The sequence below is a fragment of the Janthinobacterium leeuwenhoeki genome (genome assembly GCF_051380795.1).
Lineage (GTDB): Bacteria > Pseudomonadota > Gammaproteobacteria > Burkholderiales > Burkholderiaceae_D > Janthinobacterium.
On the sequence record NZ_JBNYXT010000032.1, the window covers coordinates 17,187 to 34,858 of the forward strand.

Consider the following 17,672-nt stretch of genomic DNA (forward strand, 5'->3'; position numbering starts at 1 on the left):
CAACCTGTTTTTTTATTTGAAACGAACACTACAATGATGAATCCGATTTTCTCTCCGTCAAAAATGAGCACTGCCGTGTTGTGCGCGCTGACGTTTGTTACGTCGCACGTGGCGGCGCAGGAATCTGCCTATGCCGATCTGAATTCTTGCGTGCAGTCGGAGCAGGTGACGGCGACGGCCAAGGGCGCCGCCGTGGGTGCCTTGACGGGCCTGGGGGCATCGTTGTTTGGTGGAATGAAGAAAAAAGATGCCATCAAGGCAACCGCGTTGGGCGCACTGGCTGGCGGCGGCATCGGCTTCGTGAAGGCGTATTACGAAGCGACCAATACCTGCTATACCAAGAATCCAAGCTGGATCCCGGCATCGAACATCACCCGCTCGGCAACCCTGGCGCAAGCCAAGAAGGCTGCCAAATACAAACCGAGCGAAGGCATCAAGACTGCCATCGTGGGTATCGATATGCCAAGCTCCATACAAAGCGGCACTGCCAGCATTCCCATGAATACCAAATTCACGGTGCTGACGCCGGACGATGCCGAAACGCCGGTGGAAATCTCGCGGAAAATCTACATTATCGAAAATGGCAAAGAAGAGCCAATGCCGTTTACGGCTGGCCGCAGCACGGAAGTCAAGACGTTCGAACCGGCGCAGCACACCGATAGCATTAACTTCCCCTTGTCCTCAGATTTCAAGCCTGGCATGCAGTTGCGTTATGAAGTCCAGATGAAAACCGCCAGCACGCCGGTGGTGACGGAATCGAAGACAGTTACCATTATTTAAGCCTCATTCGACATTTCTGGTAACGCAGCAGGCTGCCCTTGTTATCGGGCGGCTTGCCTGCATTTTTTTCTTCCTTTCATAAGTGCATCCCATGATGAAATCGCTATGGTGTAGTTGTGCCGTTATTGCCATGCTGTTGCTTGGTGGTTGTGCCGCCAATCAATTACCAGGTTATCAGCCGGTTTATTATTCCTACGACGTGCCGCCGGAATTGCTGCAGAAAATCGCCGTGAAATTCAGGCAGCACGGATTACATGACGCCACGGTGGTGCGCGATCAGGTGGGGCGCGTGCGTCTGGCTGGCAGTTATCAGAATGAGCTGCAGGTGGAGCGGGCTTTCGTGATTGCCCAATCCATCGTGGGATTGAAGACGACCTCGCCGATTTATCCGGAGAATATCAAGGAGCGGCACTGGGAACGGGATGCGCAGCAAGCCAGCGCCGATTTCTTCAAACAGCGCAACGCGCAAAAACTGGCCATCCTGGGCGCGCCCCAAAAGCGCGCGCTGGTGGTGGGAATTAATACATTTCGCGATGATGCAGTACTCAAGCCTATCCAGGGCGAGGATGATGCGCGCATCGTGGCCGGCCACCTGCAGCGCGCCGGCTACCAGGTGACGTCGTTGTTCGGGGCGCAAGCAACAAAGGCGAACATCGAGGCGAAGATCGCCGACGTGGGCAACAGCCTGCGCGGCAACGACAGCCTGTTCATCTATATGTCCAGCCATGGCACGCCACCGGTGCCCTCGGCCGATGGCATCGACCAGCGCCGCATGTCCATCATTGCGGTCGATTCCGGCAGTACCGATGGCCTCAAACGTGGTAAGACCGATTATTTGCTGCACCTGCAGGAAACGGCCGTCTCGGATAGCCTGGTGCAGCAACTGGCGCAAAAGCCCAGCCGCGAGACGCGCGTCTTCATCGACACTTGCTACAGCGGCGAAATGCTGAACGACGTTCAGGACGAGTCGACGGCGTTCATCCTGAAGGCCAACAACGGCCAGCCCGAGCGTGAAGGCATCTCGCTGGCAGCCTGGACGGGCGAGAAATATACCGCCAAGGCCATCGTCTTCAGCCCCGACGAAGCGGCGGCCAACGACAAGGCGCGACGCCAGGGCGTGCCGCAGAAGATCGACCGCAGCCGCAATGGCTACACGGTGATTACGGCGACCAGCGCGGGACAGAAAGCGCTGGGTCCCGAGCAGCATATCGGCGTATTCCCGAATCCGTTGGCGCCATCGAAAACCCTCAAGGGATCTTTCTTTACGCAGACGTTCTTTGCCTACCTCGAGCGCACTCAGGGTGACATCGAGCCAGCCTTCGAGAGTGCGCGGATCTTTACGGCCGAGACTGCGAATCGCGTCAGCAAGGGCGCGGAACAGCAAATGCCCCGCAAGTACACCACTTTCCCTGCCAAGCAAGACAACCTGTATCTGTAAAACCACCAGCGGGCAGGCGCCTGGCGGCTGCCCGCGTGACTTCTGGAAAGCGAATCATGCAAAAAACAATCATTGCACTCTCCCTCGCCCTGTTGATGAACGGCGTTGCCGCACAAGAGGGCTACAGCGCCAAATCGCTGTTTTTTGCCGAAGATGGCGGCGTCTCGACGGCCAACACGGGCACGCCGGCACCTGTCGAACCCGTCAAGGCAGCAGCCAAGAAGGTCGCCGCCAAGAAAACCGTGGTGGCAACGGCCAAGAAGAGCAAGGCCGATGCACAGATCGGCACGAGCTACTTCATCCGTATCAAGAATAGCGACGGTTCCACGCGCGATGTCCTGGCCAGCCGCAAATTTAATACGGGCGAGAAGTTCCAGTTGGGGGTCAAGGTGAATCGCCCATCGTATGTGTATGTGCTGAACCAGGCCCCGGATGGCAAGGTCACGCAGATCTATCCGCAGCCGGGCAAGGATAATTTCATCGATGCCATGGGCACGGTATTCCTGCCGGGGCGCGGCGCCTTCGAGTTCGAAGGTCCTCCAGGCACCGAGCAGTTGCTGGTGTACATGTCGCCCAAGCCGCTGGACGTGCCCGCCACGGCAAAGATCAACGGCCTGCAGCCGGACCTGGTCGCCAGCAATAGCGGTGTCAGCAATCCAGGCGGCCCCGCCTGCCCGTCACCGGCACAGGCCGTCGCTTCGACCGGCACCCCGGTCGTGACCGGCGCCACCGAGTGGAAAACCGTCGATCCCGCGCAGCCGCAGCTGGCCGATGCCGGCTACAGCGCCAAGAGCGTGGTCTTCACGCCCGACAGCGAATGCGCCGCCGCGCCTGCCACAGGCCAGGGCTATGCCTCGAAAGCCATCGTGTTCAGCGAAGACGCACAGCCTGACACGGGGGGCCATGTGGCAGCCTACATCGTCAAGACCCTCACGTCCAAGGATGACGGCCTGTACCTGAAATTGCAGCTGTCGCATCAATAAATCCGATTCCTGCTCACCTTAACGATAGAACGCTATGTCAAATAATCATCTGATCGTCGGCCTCGGCGGCACGGGCGGCAAGATCATTCGCCAAATCAAGAAAACCATCGAACGTAACAAGGATGCCGACGGCGCCAGCGTGTCCGACGCGCGCTTCGATTTCCTCTACATCGATACTTCCACCGACGAGCTGGACAAGCGCGACGAATGGAAGGTGCTGGGCAAGGATATCGAGCTTGACCGTGGTCAAGTGGCCATCAATACGGCCAGCAATATTCGTCCCGTGCTTGACGATCCCGGTTCCTTCCCCGGCATGCAGGGCTGGATCGAGCCGCGCGCCATCTTCGACTTTGTCAAGCCGGGCATCGCCGGTGCGGCGCAACGGCGCAAGCTGGGCCGCATGGTGTTTGCGCAGAACGCGCCGAAGTTCGTCAAGGCGATCGAAGAGCGTGTGCACGACTTGCAATCGCAGGGCAAGACGGGCGTCACCATCCACGTCGTCTGCGGCTTGGCCGGCGGCACGGGCAGCGGTTCGGTGGTCGATGCGGTGGCGCAAATTCGCCACCAGTTGCCCGAGCATGACAAATACCGCATCCTGATCTACGCTTTCCTGCCTGAGAAAAATTCCAAGCGCGTCAAGGATGTGGCCGGCTTCTCGAACTACTACGCGAATGGCTATGCAGCCCTGGCCGAACTCAATGCGATGGCCGTCGGCAAATACCATCCGATCAACTTGCTCGATGGTACGCCGATGGCGCATGACGTGTATTTCAACGGCTGCTACCTGATCAACAACATCAACGAGCATGGTATCCAGTTCGAAGTCGAATCGGAATTGCCCACCATCGTGGCCGAATTCATCTACCAGAAGACCCTGAACAAGGCATGGGAAGGCTTGCACCGGGCCGAGAAGGGTGAAAACGACATCATCAATTTCGAGACGGAAGACGATGTGGGCAAGGCACGCGCCAAGCTGTTCCTCTCGTTCGGTATCAAGCGCGTGGTCGTGCCGGAACAGGAAATCAAGGAATTTCTCGCGTATGGCTTCGCCGAGCAGGCCAGCCGTCAGTTGATGTTCAACAATTTCCGCCAGGGCGAAGGCTATGCAGACGAAGCGCTGGAAAAAGACTGGGGCTCGGAAGTGCGCAAGGCGGAGGTGCTGCAAAGCCTGCTGCTGACGGATGCCCACCTGATGCTTGAGACGGGCATCCTCGACGACGACGTCAAGAACAGCAACTGGAAGCCGCCGCAGGAATACTGGAAACAGATCGTCAACCGCCTGGCGCCGGAAATCAAGGCGGACAAGCTGATCGAAGAGACCAGCTGGATCGACGTGCTCAACACGCGCCTGGCCAAGGTGTTCGACGATACCTACCGCACCATGGGGGGCGTACGCAAATTCTACGAAGTCAAGGGCAATGCACGCCTGGACATGGCGCGCCATATCGGCCGCCATATCGAGAAAGAGCTGTTCGGACGCTGGAAGTCAGGGACGGCTTCGCTGTTGCAGTTGCGCCATTACACAGATGCCCTGGTGCTGGCGCTCGATGAAAAACAGGATATCGTCCTCGAGCGCATCGCCAAGATGCCGGCAGTCTTGCAGGGCATCCAGCAGCGCAATACGGAATTGTCGGCGCAATTCAACAAGGTGGGCTTCCTCGGCAAGCACCTGACGGACAAGCGCGGCGGCCTGTTTGCCGATATTGCTACCCAGCACCAGGACTTGTATGTCGCGCGCACCACGCTGGAGGGCTTGCGCTTTGCCAGTACGTTGATGCCTTTCGTCAAGGAACAACTATTGACCTTGCGCAGCAAGATCGATGAGCTGCATCAGAACCTGGCCGTCGCAACCGACCAGTTCAACCGTGAAAAGGCGGCCCGCCTGGGCGAAGCCGATGCAGCCTACCAGAAGCGTATCTTTGACATGGGCGCCATCACGGCCATCCTCAAGGCCATGGTCAGCGACGAGGTCAGCCAGGCGGCGCGCACGCAGCGCGTACGCCAGTCGCTGATCAACCTGGCAGGGGTCGAAGTCGAGTCGTTTGAAAAGCTCAACCGCAGCATTTCGCTGGGCAGCATCATCGGCACGCTGTCGCAGGAATCGGCGCGCATCGTGGAACTGGCGCATGGCGAGATCGCCAAGAACTTGCCGCCTGTGTTGCATGTCAATATAGTCGAGCGGCTGCAGAAGCAGTACGACGCCAACAAGAGCGGCCTGAAGCAGTTCGTGCAAAGCCTGTACGACGAGGCGGGCAGTACCCTGGTCTTCAACAAGACCGAGGTCGACCGCAAGGTGGGCAATGCCTCACCGGGCGTGTATGAAACCGTGGGCGTGTTCCTGCCCGCCTGCGAGCATCAGAAGGCTTTCCGTGCGGATCTGGAAAACGAATTCAAGTCGCAGCGCGATTCGGCTTCGAGCACCACCATCAGCATTGGCCAGATGCCGAATCAGATCGTCATCATGAAGGTGACGGCACTGATGCCGCTGCGTTACACGGAATCGTTGACCTACCTCAAACGCCACTATGACGGCTTGTTGACGGATCATAACGAATCGTATCTGTTGCACGGCGAAGGCAATGGCAAGAAACTGCCGCCCCTGTTTGCCCGCACGGCAAACGAGACCATGGCACGCGGCATGCGCAAGCCAACGTTGTTGGTGGCCAATTTGTTGCAGATGATCAAGCAGCGCCCGAACCGCCAGTCCGGCCTGCCGGAATGGGTCTTTATCGCCATGGAAGATGGCTTGCCGTCTTCCAAGGTACTGGCCGGCGCCAGCTTGCATGATGTGATGGAAACCGAGCATCCGATCGATCTGCAGAAAGCCATCGAGAAGGAAGTGGCGCGTAAGATCGAGGTGGAATTCCAGCATATCGATCAAAAGAACTCATTGTTCAAGCAATACACGGATCTGGCGACGCAGCGTTTCATGGCTGCAGGTGAAGATGACCAGGATCCTGAATTCCTTGCCCTGCGCTCCCTGCGCGATCCCGTACGTGCGCTGATCCGCATGCCTCAGGCGAACTAACCATTTATCCGGGCGCGGTGGCGCAAGACTGCCACGCCTGTTCTCACAGTAAAAGGTACTACGATGGCGAAATATAAATGTCCCACCCTCGGCGATTGCGATAACGCAAACTCGGGCGAAGTGTTCGAGCGCTCCCCTGGCGACGATGTGAAGTGTCCGAAGTGCGATACGCCGATGGAATTGCAGGCTGGCGGCCAGCTTGGCCCCGGCGGCCCGAACAAGAAAATTGCGGTGGCGGCCGTGGCCGGCGTACTGGTGCTGGCGCTTGGCGCCGGCGGCTACTGGTATATACAGCGGCCCTTGAAGGCTGCGGCGGACTTGGTCGAGGCAGCCCCGGTATTGGTCGAGACGGTGAAAGTGGCCATCGACCTTGGCAAGAATGCGGCGCTGGCGCCCAGCGATGAAGAGACCAAGGCGCTGCGCATTGAAGGCGACCAGAAATTGGCGAATGGCGATGCGGCCGGGGCGGAAACGGCCAGCAGCAAGGCTGCCGCCAATGAAATGCTGAAAACGGCCATTTCCAGGATGGCGCAGGGCAGGCTCGACGAGGCCGAGAAGGAACTCGCTGAAGCGCGCCTGCGTGATCCGCACAATGTGCTCGTGTCATACAACGTGGCTATCCTGCGCCTGAAGCAGAACCGCACGGACGATGCACTGAGCGAATTCGAAGCCAGCTTCAAGGATGGTTTCCAGTATTTCGACCAGATGGCTCAGGACCGCGATCTCGATACCTTGCGCAATGACAAACGTTTCCAGACGCTGCTGAGCCGTTACCAGCCGCAAAAGTCCTGACCTTCCTCGCTTTCCTCCGTCGTGCCGGATGTGCTTGTTGGCGCATCCGGTTATCCCACCTCCCCAGTCTGCTCTTGCCTCTCCCTGCTCATGCATTTCTGTCGTGACAGGGGAAAACGTTGCATTCCATTATGATGGCGCCGCACACTAACATTGCAACGGAACACAATGCACACACAACAGACGATGCGCTGGCTGCTCGCTGCCGCGCTGGGCATGGGCGCAGCCTTACCCGTGGCGGCACAGGAACAGCCGGCGGCGCAGACGCCAACGCCAACCCCAGCACCAACGCTACAGGAGGAAGACCACACCATGTATTTGGATATAAATTTTATGCCCAGCAACCAACGTCGCGCCGCGTACGCGCTGCGCACGCCGCCTGAGCGCGACGAGGCGCTGGGCGCCTGGCATGTGCGGCTCGAATTTCCCGACACGCCGGGCGTGCTGGCCTTTGAAACCTACACCACCGACCTGGACTTGAGCCAGGTCAGGTTCGTGCGTTTTCGCAAGCATTATTACGAGAATGGCCAGCTGCTGCGCGAAACCTACTTCAATGCCCAAGGCGAGGAGCTGCTCGGCGGCTGCGTGTACTTCGAGAATGGCCAGGTCCAGCAGCGGGTAACCGCCTTGCCGAACGGGCGCGACAGCATCTCGGAAACGTATCACGAGAATGGCCAGCTGGCGCACAAGACGCTGTATCACGATGACGAGATGGCCGATGGTGAACAAGTGTCGTATGCCGCGAACGGTGCCGTCAGCCACCGCTCGTATCGACGCAATGGCAAGATGGATGGCGTGCAGGAATCGTTTTATGACGATGGCAAGCTGTTCCAACGGGGCCAGTTCGTCGATGGCAAGCGCGAGGGCGAGTTTGTCACGTATGCCCGGGATGGCAGCGTGCGGGCCAGGACCGTGTGGGTGCACGACCAGCCCGACGGCTGGTCGTTTGAAAGCCATGGCAATGGCGTCGTGTCGAGCAAGTCGCTGTACCGGAAAGGTGCTGTGCTCAGCTTGCAAACGTGGGGTCCGAACGGCCGCCCCATCTTTGCTTGGCAGAAAGACGCGCAGGGGCGCGACCACGGCGATACGACTGATTGGCATGCCAACGGCGTGCGCGCCAGCGTGACGCCGTTTGTCAAAGGCCAGCGCCACGGCTTGCTGCAGACTTGGTACAGCGATGGCAGCCTGCACCAGATCGTGCCGTACGAACACGGCAAGAAGCACGGCATCGAGCGCCAGTGGGACAAGGCCGGCAAGCTGGTGCTGGAACAGGCGTGGCAAGCCGACGAGCCAGTCCCCATGCGCTAGGAATCCACCCACCTTTGCAGGTATCATGCAGGGATTCCGGCCCGCCAGCAGGCGCGAAGCCGGTGCGATATTGGAGGCAATGGTGGTGGAAGCGGAAGTTTCGGCGTTGACCAGGGCGCAAGGCATGGCCTTGCAAAACATGCGCGTCGTCATGCGCGCGGCGCAGCGCCACTCGGCGCAGATCGAGAAGCAATGCGGCGTCTCGGGCGCGCAATTATGGGTAATGCAGGAATTGCTGGAGCGCCCGGGCCTGCGCATGGGCGAGCTGGCTGGCAAGCTGTCGATCCACCAGACGACGGCCAGCAACCTGGTCGAGGCGCTGGTGAAAAAAGCCTTTGTGCGCAAGGCGCGCGACCAGCCCGACCAGCGCGTGGTGACCTTGACCCTGACGGCGGAAGGGCAGGCCGTGATCGCCGGCGCACCGCAGCCGGCGCGCGGCTTGCTGCCCGGCGCGCTGAGCCAGCTTGATGCCGACAGCCTGGCGCACCTGAACCAGGGCTTGAGCGCCTTGCTGGCCGTCGTCGCTCCCGATGACAGGCAGGCGGGCATGCAACCGTTTCCGTTTACGATGTAGTTTCCCGGCCCGCCTGCGGCAACCGTTGCAGCTGCAGCTGCGCCAGCGCCCCGTACAGCGGTTCACTGAGCACCCGCGAGACTGTGCTGGCCACCACGGCGCAGGCCATCAGGCTCAGTACCATGCCATGGCCGTCGACCATTTCCATGACAATAATGAAGGCTGTCAGCGGCGCCTGCGTGGCGGCGGCCAGGAAACCCACCATGCCCAGCGCGATCAGGGCCGGCGCGTGCGGATAGTGCAGCAGCACGGCGATATCGTGGCCGATGCCGGCGCCGATGGCCAGGGACGGTGCGAAGATGCCGGCCGGCACGCCCGACCAGACGGTCAGCCACGTCGCCACATATTTGAAGGCGACAAAGGCGGGCGAGGCGTCGGACGAGCCTTCCAGCATGGCGCGCGTGGCCACGGTGCCGCTGCCAAACGTGGCGCCGTGGCTGGCGATGCCGATGGCCGCCACCAGAAAACCGCAGACGGCGGCGAACAATACGGGCCGCCCCTTTCTCCATGCAGATAGTTTGCCCAGCGGATTGCCGCGGGCGGAGGCCAGCAGCAGCCGCGCGAACAGGCCGCCGGCCACGCCCGCGACCAGGGTCACGAGTAACCCCGGCAAGGCCAGCGCCAGGCCGATGGGGCCGGGGTGGATGATGCCGAAGTGGGTGGCGTTGCCGTGGATGGACACGGCCATCATGCCGGCCAGCACGATGCCTGCCACGATCAGGCCGCTGTTGCGCTGCTCGGGCGAACGCGACAGTTCTTCGATGGCGAACATGACGCCCGCCAGGGGCGTATTGAAGGCGGCCGCGATGCCGGCCGCACCACCGGCCACCAGCAGGGAATGGGCGCTCACCTGCGAGTGATGGGGCAGCGCCCGGCGCGCGGCCAGCATCACACCGGCGGCGATCTGCACGGACGGGCCTTCGCGTCCCAGCGAGAGTCCCCCCAGCAAGCCGCCCGCCGTCAGGCCTATCTTCGCGGCACTGAGTTTCAGGGACACGAACAGCGAGCGCTGCTCCGGCGCCACGGCCGGGTCCAGGGTGGCCATCACTTGCGGGATGCCGGAGCCGGCCGCGCCCATGGCGTAGCGGCGCGTCAGCCAGACCAGCAGGGCGGCGCAGGCCGGCGTCCACAGCAGGGCAAACCACCAGGCCTTGCCATTAAAGAACAGAAACAGGTCCAGCGCTTCCTCTGCCAGCCACGTAAAGCCGACGACGACGAGGCCCGCGATGGCGGCCATGCCGACGACGACGGCGCGCGACCACCACAGGCGCGGGTTGGCAAATTCATGCTTGAAGGCAGAGGGAATATCGTGCAAGTGCTTCATTGCGGCAAGTCCAGGGTAGGGCGCGCAGGGCGTCGGTGAGACTTGCCATTATATCGATATATTTGCTCAAATGTATTTCATGCACCTGATCCGTGGGCGGCTGGCAACAGAATGCCTGCCTCGGCCAGGAAATCGACGAGGGCCCGCACTTTCGGCGCCAGGTGCGGGCCGGACGGCCACAGCAGCCAGCAACTGTGGGCCGGATGATCGGCGATCGCGTAGTCCCTCAGCACCTCGACCAGGCTGCCGTCATCGAGTGCCTGGCGTACATGAAAGTCGGGCAGCCAGGCGATGCCCAGGCCTTGCCGCGCAAAGTGCAGGCGTGTATCCACGTTGTTGCATACCATCGACAAGGGCAGCTCCGGCGCTGCCTGGCCATCGTCCTGGCGTAGCTGCCACGCTTCGACCTTGCCGCTGTGGCGGAAGCGGTAGTGCAGGCAAGCATGTTGTTGCAGATCAAGAGGACGGCTGGGCGTGCCGTGGCGCGCCAGGTAGGCGGGCGTAGCCACGAGGCAGGAGCGAAACTGGCCCAGCTTGCGCGCGGTCAGGCGCGAATCGCGGGGCGCGCCGATGCGGATGACGGCGTCGAAGCCATCGCCGACGACATCGGCCAGCGCGTCGGAAAAGTCCAGGTCCAGCGCGATGGCGGGGTACTGCCGGGAAAATGCGGCCAGCGCGGGCAGGAACAGGCCGCCCAATTCAGGCAAGCCCAGGCGCAGGCGTCCGCGCGGCGCCTGATTGCCCGCCAGTTCCTCCTGCGCCGCCTGCATTTCCGTCAGGATACGCTCGCTGCGCGCGAGGAAGAGCTTGCCCTCGGCCGTCAGGCTCAGCTGGCGCGTGCTGCGCTGGAACAGGCGTGCGCCCAGCCGTTGCTCCAGCCGGGCCAGGCTCTTGCTGACGGCGGACGGCGAAATGCCGGCCTGGCGCGCGGCGGCAACAAAGCTGCCCGCCTGGGCCAATTGCACGAACAGGGCCACGCCGGAGAGATTATCGATATCCTGATTTTGCATAATTCATGACAGTTTGGTCAGGTGTGAAACGTATTGAAGCATATTTTTCTTTGTCGCGTGGCTGCTTATCATGGGCTTTTATCTGCAGGGGCAAGCAATGAAGATGATTGGTTTCAACAAGGGCAGCGGCGTGGACGAGCAAGGGAGCCTGTTCGACATGGTGGGAGAGATGCCCGTGCCCGGCCCGCGCGAGGTGCTGGTGCAGGTGCGCGCCGTGGGCGTCAACCCGCTCGACACCAAGGTGCGCGCGGGGCGGGTCGACGTGCCGCAGCGTGTCGTGACCCTGGGGTGGGATGCGGCTGGCATCGTGCTTGCGGTGGGCAGCGAAGTGACCTTGTTGGCGCCGGGGCAAGCCGTGTATTACGCGGGCTCCTTCGACCGCGCGGGCGCCAATGCCGAGTACCACCTGGTTGACGAGCGCATCGCCGCGCGCATGCCGGCGACCCTCGATTTTGCGCAGGCGGCCAGCGTGCCGCTGGCGGCGCTGACGGCGTGGCAGTTGCTGTTCGAGCGCTTTGCCATCACGCCCGGCGACCGCCAGCCACGGGGCAGCCTGCTGGTGCTGGGCGGCGCGGGCGGGGTCGGCTCGCTGCTGATCCAGCTGGCGCGCCAGTTGACGGGCTTGACGGTGATCGCCACGGCCTCGCGCGGCGACAGCATGGAGTGGTGCCGCACCATGGGCGCGCATCACGTGATCGACCATCGCCAGCCTTTGCCGGCGCAGGTGGCGGCATTGAAAGTGGCGCCAGTGCGCCACATCGCGGCGCTGTCGCACACGGCGCAGCATTTTATGGAACTGGTGGAGCTCATCGCGCCGCACGGCAAGCTGGCCGTCATCGACGACCACGATGCTTTTGACGCGGCGCCGCTGAAGGGCAAGAGCGTCTCGCTGCACTGGGAAATGGTGTTTACCCGGCCTTTGTACCTGACCGACGATATGCAGGAACAGCAGCGCATTTTGCAGCGCGTGGCGGGCCTGCTGGACGAGAGCGTGCTGCGCCATACGCTGCGGCAGCGTTTGTCGCCGATGGATGCGGCCACCCTGCGGCGCGCGCATGCACTGCTGGAGCGGGGCGGGCAGCCGGGCAAGATCGTCGTCAGCGCGGTGTAGCGCTTACACGAACAGCTCTTGCCGCGCGCTCTGGCTGATGGCGATGGTGGCCGGGTGGCTCAGGCGGCGTTCCGTGGTTATCGCGTAGACTTGCTCGACCAGGCTGTCGACCCGCCCCAGCGCCACCACGGCGTACTGCTCGCAGACCTGGGGCGCGATCACGGTGGGGGCGAAGAACAGGCCCGCGCCGGACTGGCCGAAGGCCTTCATCATGGCGCTGTCGTCGAACTCGCCGACGATGCGCGGGTGCAGATGGTTGTCGCCCAGCCACTGCAGCAAGCGCCCGTAAATGGCGAAGTCTTCACCGGGCAGCAGCAGCGGCGCGCCATCGAGGCATTGTGGGAAGTCCCCCGTCAGGGTGGCGGCCAGGGCTGGGGTGCCGAACAGGGTCATGCCGCTTTCTCCCAGTAAATGGTTAAAACCGCGCACGCTCAAATGGGCCGGCATGGGGCGGTCCGCCATGATCAGGTCGAGCCGGTGCACGGCCAGGTCCGCCAGCAGGCTGGCCAGCCGGCCTTCGCGGCAAATGATGCGCAGCGGTTCGGCCAGGCCCAGCGCGGGCGCGACCAGGCGGCAAGCGATCAGTTTTGAGACGGAATCGGCGCAGCCCACGCGAAAGGTCGTCGTCGCCGTGCGCGACTGGTCGCGCACGATTTCCAGCAATGCATCGCCCGTGCTGAAAATGCTTTCGGCATGGCTGAGGATGCGCCTGCCCGTTTCCGTCAATTCCAGCTGGCGCCCGCTGCGGCGGAACAATTCCACGCCCAGGGTGTCGGCAAACTCGCTGAGCTGGCCGGAAATCGATTGCGGCGTCAGGTGCAGCTGCTCGGCCGCGCGCGCGATGCTGCCCGTCTTGGCCACCATCCAGAAATAGCGCAAGTGCTTGAAGTTGAGTGTGGACATAGCGCTTCCCGAAAATAAATGCATCGAATTTTTCGATGTATTCGTAAATTATATTCGATTTGTTCGATGTTTGTAATCAGACTATGATGGCTGCTCAATTCATGCAAGGAGAGTGCCATGGAATTCAGGATACAAACAGATAATTGCGGAGGCTGCCGATGAATGGCCTGGAAAGTATTGCGACGGCACCCATGTGGGCCGGCTTCATCGCCTTTGTGCTGGCGATGCTGGCGCTGGACTTGTTCGTTTTCGGCGGCAACAAGGCGCACAAGGTCAGCGTCAAGGAAGCGGCGACATGGTCGCTGGTGTGGGTCAGCCTGGCCCTGCTGTTCAACGGCGGTCTGTGGTGGTATCTGAACGGCACGGCCGGTCCCGAGATCGCCAACCAGAAGGCGCTGGAATTTTTCTCCGGCTACCTGATCGAGAAAGCGCTGTCGGTCGATAACGTGTTCGTCTTCCTGTTGATCTTCAGCGCCTTCCAGGTGCCGATCCAGTACCAGCGCCGCGTGTTGATTTATGGCGTGCTGGGCGCGATCGTCATGCGCGCCGTGATGATCATGGCCGGCGCATGGGTGGTAAGCGAGTTCAGCTGGGTGCTGTACCTGTTTGGCGCTTTCCTGTTAATTACCGGCATGCGCATGCTGGTGGCGGCCGACGCGGAACCGGACGTGGCGAACAACCCGGTGCTGCGCTTTGCCCGCCGTCACTTGCGGGTGGCCGATGGCGACCATGGCGAGCGTTTCTTCGTGGCAAAGGGTGGTTTGCGCTATGTCACGCCGCTGTTCCTCGTACTGATCCTGATCGAGGTGACGGACCTGGTGTTCGCGGTCGATTCGATCCCGGCGATTTTCGCCATCACGACGGACCCGTTCATCGTCTTCACGTCGAACCTGTTCGCCATCATGGGATTGCGGGCTCTGTACTTCCTGCTGGTGGACGTGGCTGACCGCTTCCACATGCTCAAGTATGGCCTGGCGATGGTATTGGTATTTATCGGCGCCAAGATGCTGATCATGCCGTGGTACCACGTGCCGGTGGAAGCGTCGTTGCTGGTGGTGGCAGTCCTGATCGTATCGAGTTGCGTAGCGAGCGTGTTCATCACCCGCAGCGACAAGAAATAAACAGCGAATTTAACAGCGATACGGCGCGCCCCGCAGGGCGGTGGCGCGCTTTTTACACTCACAAGGGAAGAGAAACTATGCGTACGTATGAAATGAACAGTCCCCAGGCAGCGGGGCGTATCCTGGCGCTGATGATGGTGGTTGACGGCAACCTGGCCAGCGCCGAGCTGCAAGCCATGCACCGCAGCAAGATTCTCGAGCATATCGATCTGGCGCCAGCCGCTTTTCAACAGCTGCTGCAAGACTTGTGCGACGACATGCTGACCTCGACCGTGCATGGCGCCGTGCAACTGGCCAATGGCGTGATCGACAGCCTGCTCGATGAAATCGATGATCCGGACTTGCGCCGCAAGTTGTTGCAAGCCATGTGGAAGATTGCCGATGCCGACGATTGGCTGGCCGATGGCGAAGCGGTGCTGCTGGCCCGCGCCAGCGCGGCGTGGTCGGCGGAAACGAATTTCCGCGCGCATGCCGCTTGATGCGCATCAAGCCGCCTTATGCCCCATGGCAATGACGGCGGCGCCGGCCAGGGCCAGGCCCACGCCGGCGATGTCCGTCCAGGCCGGCGTGATGCCGTCCACCAGCCACAGCCATCCCAGCGCCGTGGCGATATAGATGGCGCCATACGTGGCATACACCCGGCCGCTGGCGGCCGGATGCAGGGTCAGCAGCCACACGAAGATCAGCAAGCTGATGGCCGCTGGCAACAACAGCCAGGCGCTACCCTTGTTGCTCAGCCATAGCATGGGCAGGTAGCAGCCCAGCAGTTCGGCCACGGCCGTGACGGTAAACAGCCCGAAGGTGCGGGCAAGACTGGTCCATTCGATGGCGTCGCTCATTGCATTCCTGTTCGTGATCAAGCCGCCATTGTAGCTTCCGGGCGGCGCCGTCCCTGCTATGATCGGGTTCGGATATCGGAGGAAACACCATGACGACCACCCCAGCGCCGCGCGCCTTGCTGCAAGCCATGTTTCAGGCCGCCATCGCCGCGGCCCAGCCTTCGCACTGCATACCGCCCCATCTGCCGCCCGCGCCCAAGGGCCGTTTGATCGTCATCGGCGCCGGCAAGGCGTCGGCCGCCATGGCGCACGCCGTGGAACAGCACTGGCCCGGGCCGCTGTCGGGCCTCGTGGTGACGCGCTACGGTTATGCCGTGCCGTGCGAGCGCATCGAGATCGTCGAAGCGTCGCATCCCGTGCCGGATGCGGCTTGCATGCAGGCGGCGCAGCGCATGCTCGAACTGGTCGCCAACTTGCAGCTTGATGATACGGTGCTGTGTCTGATTTCGGGCGGCGGCTCCTCCCTGCTGGCCTTGCCCCTGGAGGGCATCAGCCTGGAAGACAAGCAAGCCTTGAACCGCGCATTGCTGGCGTCGGGCGCTACCATCGGCGAAATGAATTGCGTGCGCCGCCATTTGTCCGCCATCAAGGGCGGCAGGCTGGCGGCTGCCTGCCATCCGGCGCAAGTCATCACCCTGGCCATTTCCGACGTGCCCGGCGACAAGCTGGGCGATATCGCTTCCGGCCCCACGGTGGGCGACGCCACCACCTGCGAGGATGCGCTGGCCATCGTGCGCCGCTATGGCATCGATTTGTCGGACAGCATACGAGCAACGCTGGAAGGCGGGCGCGGCGAATCCGTGAAACCCGATGATACACGCCTGGCGCGCACGCGCACGACCCTGATCGCCACGCCGCAGATGGCGCTCGAAGCGGCAGCGTCCGTGGCGCGCGCGGCCGGCGTCACGCCGTATATATTAGGTGACAGCCTGGAAGGCGAGGCACGTGACGTGGGGAAAGTCATGGCCGGCATTGCGCTGCAAACGGCCGGGCGGGGCCAGCCGTTTCCCGCCCCGAGCGTGCTGCTGTCCGGTGGAGAAACGACCGTCACCGTGCGCGGCAACGGGCGCGGTGGGCGCAACGTGGAATTCTTGCTGGCGCTGGGCATCGCGCTCGATGGCCACGAGGGCATCCACGCGCTGGCCGGCGACACGGATGGCGTTGACGGCCAGGAAGACATCGCCGGCGCGCTTCTGGCGCCGGACACCTTGCAGCGCGCCTGGGCGCAAGGCATCAAGCCCCGCGACAGCCTGGACAACAACGATGGTCACGGCTTCTTCCAGGCGCTGGGAGATAGTGTGATCACTGGCCCGACCTTGACCAACGTCAACGATTTTCGGGCCATTTTGATTACCTGATTACTGGAAATTTTCCAGCACGATTTTCCCTTTTGCCGTGTTGCTTTCCAGCAGGGCATGCGCGCGTTTCAGGTTTTGCGCGTTGATCGTGCCGAAGCGCTCGGCCAGGGTGGTCTTGATGACGCCCGCATCGACCAGCTGCGCCAGTTCTTCCAGCAAGTCATGCTGTTTGACCATGTCGGCCGTCTGGAACAGTGAACGGGTAAACATCAGTTCCCAGTGCAGGGACACGCTCTTGCCCTTGAACTTGCGCACGTCGAAGTGCTCGGGGTCGTCGATCAGGGCAAATTTTCCCTGCGGCGCGATCAGTTCCACGATTTGCTCGAAATGCTGGTCCGTCTGGTTCAGGCTGATCACATAGTCGACAGGTGGCAAGCCCAGGCGCGTGATCTCCTGCGCCAGCGGCAAGCTGTGGTCGATCACGTGGTGGGCGCCCAGTTCCTGCACCCAGGCGGCCGTTTCTGCGCGCGACGCCGTGCCGATGATGGTCACGCCCGTCAATTGCCGCGCCAGTTGCACCAGCACGGAACCGACGCCGCCGGCCGCGCCGATCACCAGCAGGGACTTGTCCGTCAGGCTCTTGTCGCGGCTGAGCTGCAGGCGGTCGAACAGCAATTCCCAGGCCGTAATCGCCGTGAGGGGCAGGGCGGCGGCCGGGGCGAAATCCAGGCTGGCGGGCATGTGGCCGACGATGCGCTCGTCGACCAGCTGGAATTCGCTGTTGCTGCCGGGGCGGTTGATGGCGCCCGCGTACCAGACCTTGTCGCCCACCTGGAACAGGGTCACGTCGGGGCCGACGGCGGTGACGACGCCGGCCGCATCCCAGCCCAGCACTTCCGCCTGGCCCTCTTTCGGCGCGCGGTTCTTGCGCACCTTGGTGTCGACGGGATTGACGGAAATGGCCTTGACGGCGACGAGCAGGTCGCGCCCCGTAGCGACGGGCACGGGCAGTTCGATGTCGAGCAGGGCGTCGGCATCCGTGATGGGCAGGTTGTGGTGGTAGGCGATGGCTTTCATGTTCTTCCTCGTTGAGTCGATACCGTATGATGCTGCTAATGCCGCCCTGGAAACAGGGGGCGCGTACCGAAACACTTTCAAAGGAA

The 17,672-nt window shown here is 62.1% G+C and carries 16 protein-coding genes; 11 read left to right on the forward strand and 5 right to left on the reverse strand.

Annotation, left to right across the window (positions count from 1 at the left end; translation table 11 throughout):
• The first annotated feature begins 33 nt into the window (after positions 1-33).
• The 7 genes from ACQ4WS_RS20480 (at position 34) to ACQ4WS_RS20510 (ending at position 8,903) form a co-directional block, all read left to right on the forward strand.
• Positions 34-780, forward strand: a complete 747-nt coding sequence (locus ACQ4WS_RS20480; protein WP_436478879.1) for a hypothetical protein — start codon at positions 34-36, stop codon at positions 778-780.
• A 91-nt stretch (positions 781-871) separates the two neighbouring features.
• On the forward strand, positions 872-2,218 hold the full coding sequence (locus ACQ4WS_RS20485) for a caspase family protein (protein ID WP_436478880.1): 1,347 nt from the start codon (positions 872-874) through the stop codon (positions 2,216-2,218).
• A 56-nt stretch (positions 2,219-2,274) separates the two neighbouring features.
• Positions 2,275-3,201, forward strand: coding sequence for a DUF4384 domain-containing protein (locus ACQ4WS_RS20490; protein WP_436478881.1), 927 nt, complete (start codon positions 2,275-2,277; stop codon positions 3,199-3,201).
• Between the two features lie 34 nt (positions 3,202-3,235).
• A complete protein-coding gene (locus ACQ4WS_RS20495; protein ID WP_436478882.1) occupies positions 3,236-6,229 on the forward strand; it encodes a tubulin-like doman-containing protein in 2,994 nt (997 codons plus the stop codon).
• Between the two features lie 63 nt (positions 6,230-6,292).
• On the forward strand, positions 6,293-7,021 hold the full coding sequence (locus ACQ4WS_RS20500; protein ID WP_436478883.1) for a TPR end-of-group domain-containing protein: 729 nt from the start codon (positions 6,293-6,295) through the stop codon (positions 7,019-7,021).
• 168 nt (positions 7,022-7,189) lie between these two features.
• Positions 7,190-8,329, forward strand: coding sequence for a toxin-antitoxin system YwqK family antitoxin (locus tag ACQ4WS_RS20505; RefSeq protein WP_436478884.1), 1,140 nt, complete (start codon positions 7,190-7,192; stop codon positions 8,327-8,329).
• Between the two features lie 79 nt (positions 8,330-8,408).
• Positions 8,409-8,903, forward strand: a complete 495-nt coding sequence (locus ACQ4WS_RS20510) for a MarR family winged helix-turn-helix transcriptional regulator (RefSeq protein ID WP_436478912.1) — start codon at positions 8,409-8,411, stop codon at positions 8,901-8,903.
• Here ACQ4WS_RS20510 and ACQ4WS_RS20515 read toward each other — a convergent pair.
• Both ACQ4WS_RS20515 and ACQ4WS_RS20520 read right to left on the reverse strand, forming a co-directional pair.
• On the reverse strand, positions 8,893-10,227 hold the full coding sequence (locus ACQ4WS_RS20515; RefSeq protein WP_436478885.1) for a chloride channel protein: 1,335 nt from the start codon (positions 10,225-10,227) through the stop codon (positions 8,893-8,895). The two genes, ACQ4WS_RS20510 and ACQ4WS_RS20515, sit on opposite strands and share 11 nt — an antisense overlap.
• Before the next feature lie 77 nt (positions 10,228-10,304).
• Entirely contained in the window at positions 10,305-11,237 is a 933-nt protein-coding gene (locus ACQ4WS_RS20520) for a LysR family transcriptional regulator (protein ID WP_436478886.1), read from the reverse strand.
• Positions 11,238-11,334: 97 nt separating this feature from the next.
• On the opposite strand from ACQ4WS_RS20520, the gene ACQ4WS_RS20525 reads away from it, so the two are divergent.
• A complete protein-coding gene (locus ACQ4WS_RS20525) occupies positions 11,335-12,348 on the forward strand; it encodes a zinc-binding alcohol dehydrogenase family protein (RefSeq protein WP_436478887.1) in 1,014 nt (337 codons plus the stop codon).
• Positions 12,349-12,351: 3 nt separating this feature from the next.
• On the opposite strand, the gene nhaR is transcribed toward ACQ4WS_RS20525, so the two are convergent.
• The gene (gene nhaR, locus ACQ4WS_RS20530; RefSeq protein WP_436478888.1) at positions 12,352-13,251 is read right to left on the reverse strand and encodes a transcriptional activator NhaR; all 900 of its coding nucleotides are present in this window, start codon (positions 13,249-13,251) and stop codon (positions 12,352-12,354) included.
• 158 nt (positions 13,252-13,409) lie between these two features.
• Here nhaR and ACQ4WS_RS20535 point away from each other — a divergent pair, with 158 nt between their 5' ends.
• Entirely contained in the window at positions 13,410-14,372 is a 963-nt protein-coding gene (locus tag ACQ4WS_RS20535; RefSeq protein WP_282408656.1) for a TerC family protein, read from the forward strand.
• A 77-nt stretch (positions 14,373-14,449) separates the two neighbouring features.
• Positions 14,450-14,851, forward strand: a complete 402-nt coding sequence (locus ACQ4WS_RS20540) for a tellurite resistance TerB family protein (protein ID WP_353658185.1) — start codon at positions 14,450-14,452, stop codon at positions 14,849-14,851.
• A gap of 6 nt (positions 14,852-14,857) precedes the next feature.
• On the opposite strand, the gene ACQ4WS_RS20545 is transcribed toward ACQ4WS_RS20540, so the two are convergent.
• On the reverse strand, positions 14,858-15,211 hold the full coding sequence (locus ACQ4WS_RS20545; RefSeq protein ID WP_133992813.1) for a YnfA family protein: 354 nt from the start codon (positions 15,209-15,211) through the stop codon (positions 14,858-14,860).
• Between the two features lie 89 nt (positions 15,212-15,300).
• Between ACQ4WS_RS20545 and ACQ4WS_RS20550 the strand changes: the two genes are divergently transcribed.
• Positions 15,301-16,569, forward strand: a complete 1,269-nt coding sequence (locus tag ACQ4WS_RS20550) for a glycerate kinase type-2 family protein (RefSeq protein ID WP_436478889.1) — start codon at positions 15,301-15,303, stop codon at positions 16,567-16,569.
• On the opposite strand, the gene ACQ4WS_RS20555 is transcribed toward ACQ4WS_RS20550, so the two are convergent.
• A complete protein-coding gene (locus ACQ4WS_RS20555) occupies positions 16,570-17,586 on the reverse strand; it encodes a zinc-binding alcohol dehydrogenase family protein (RefSeq protein WP_436478890.1) in 1,017 nt (338 codons plus the stop codon). It lies immediately after the preceding gene.
• Between the last annotated feature and the right edge of the window lie 86 nt (positions 17,587-17,672).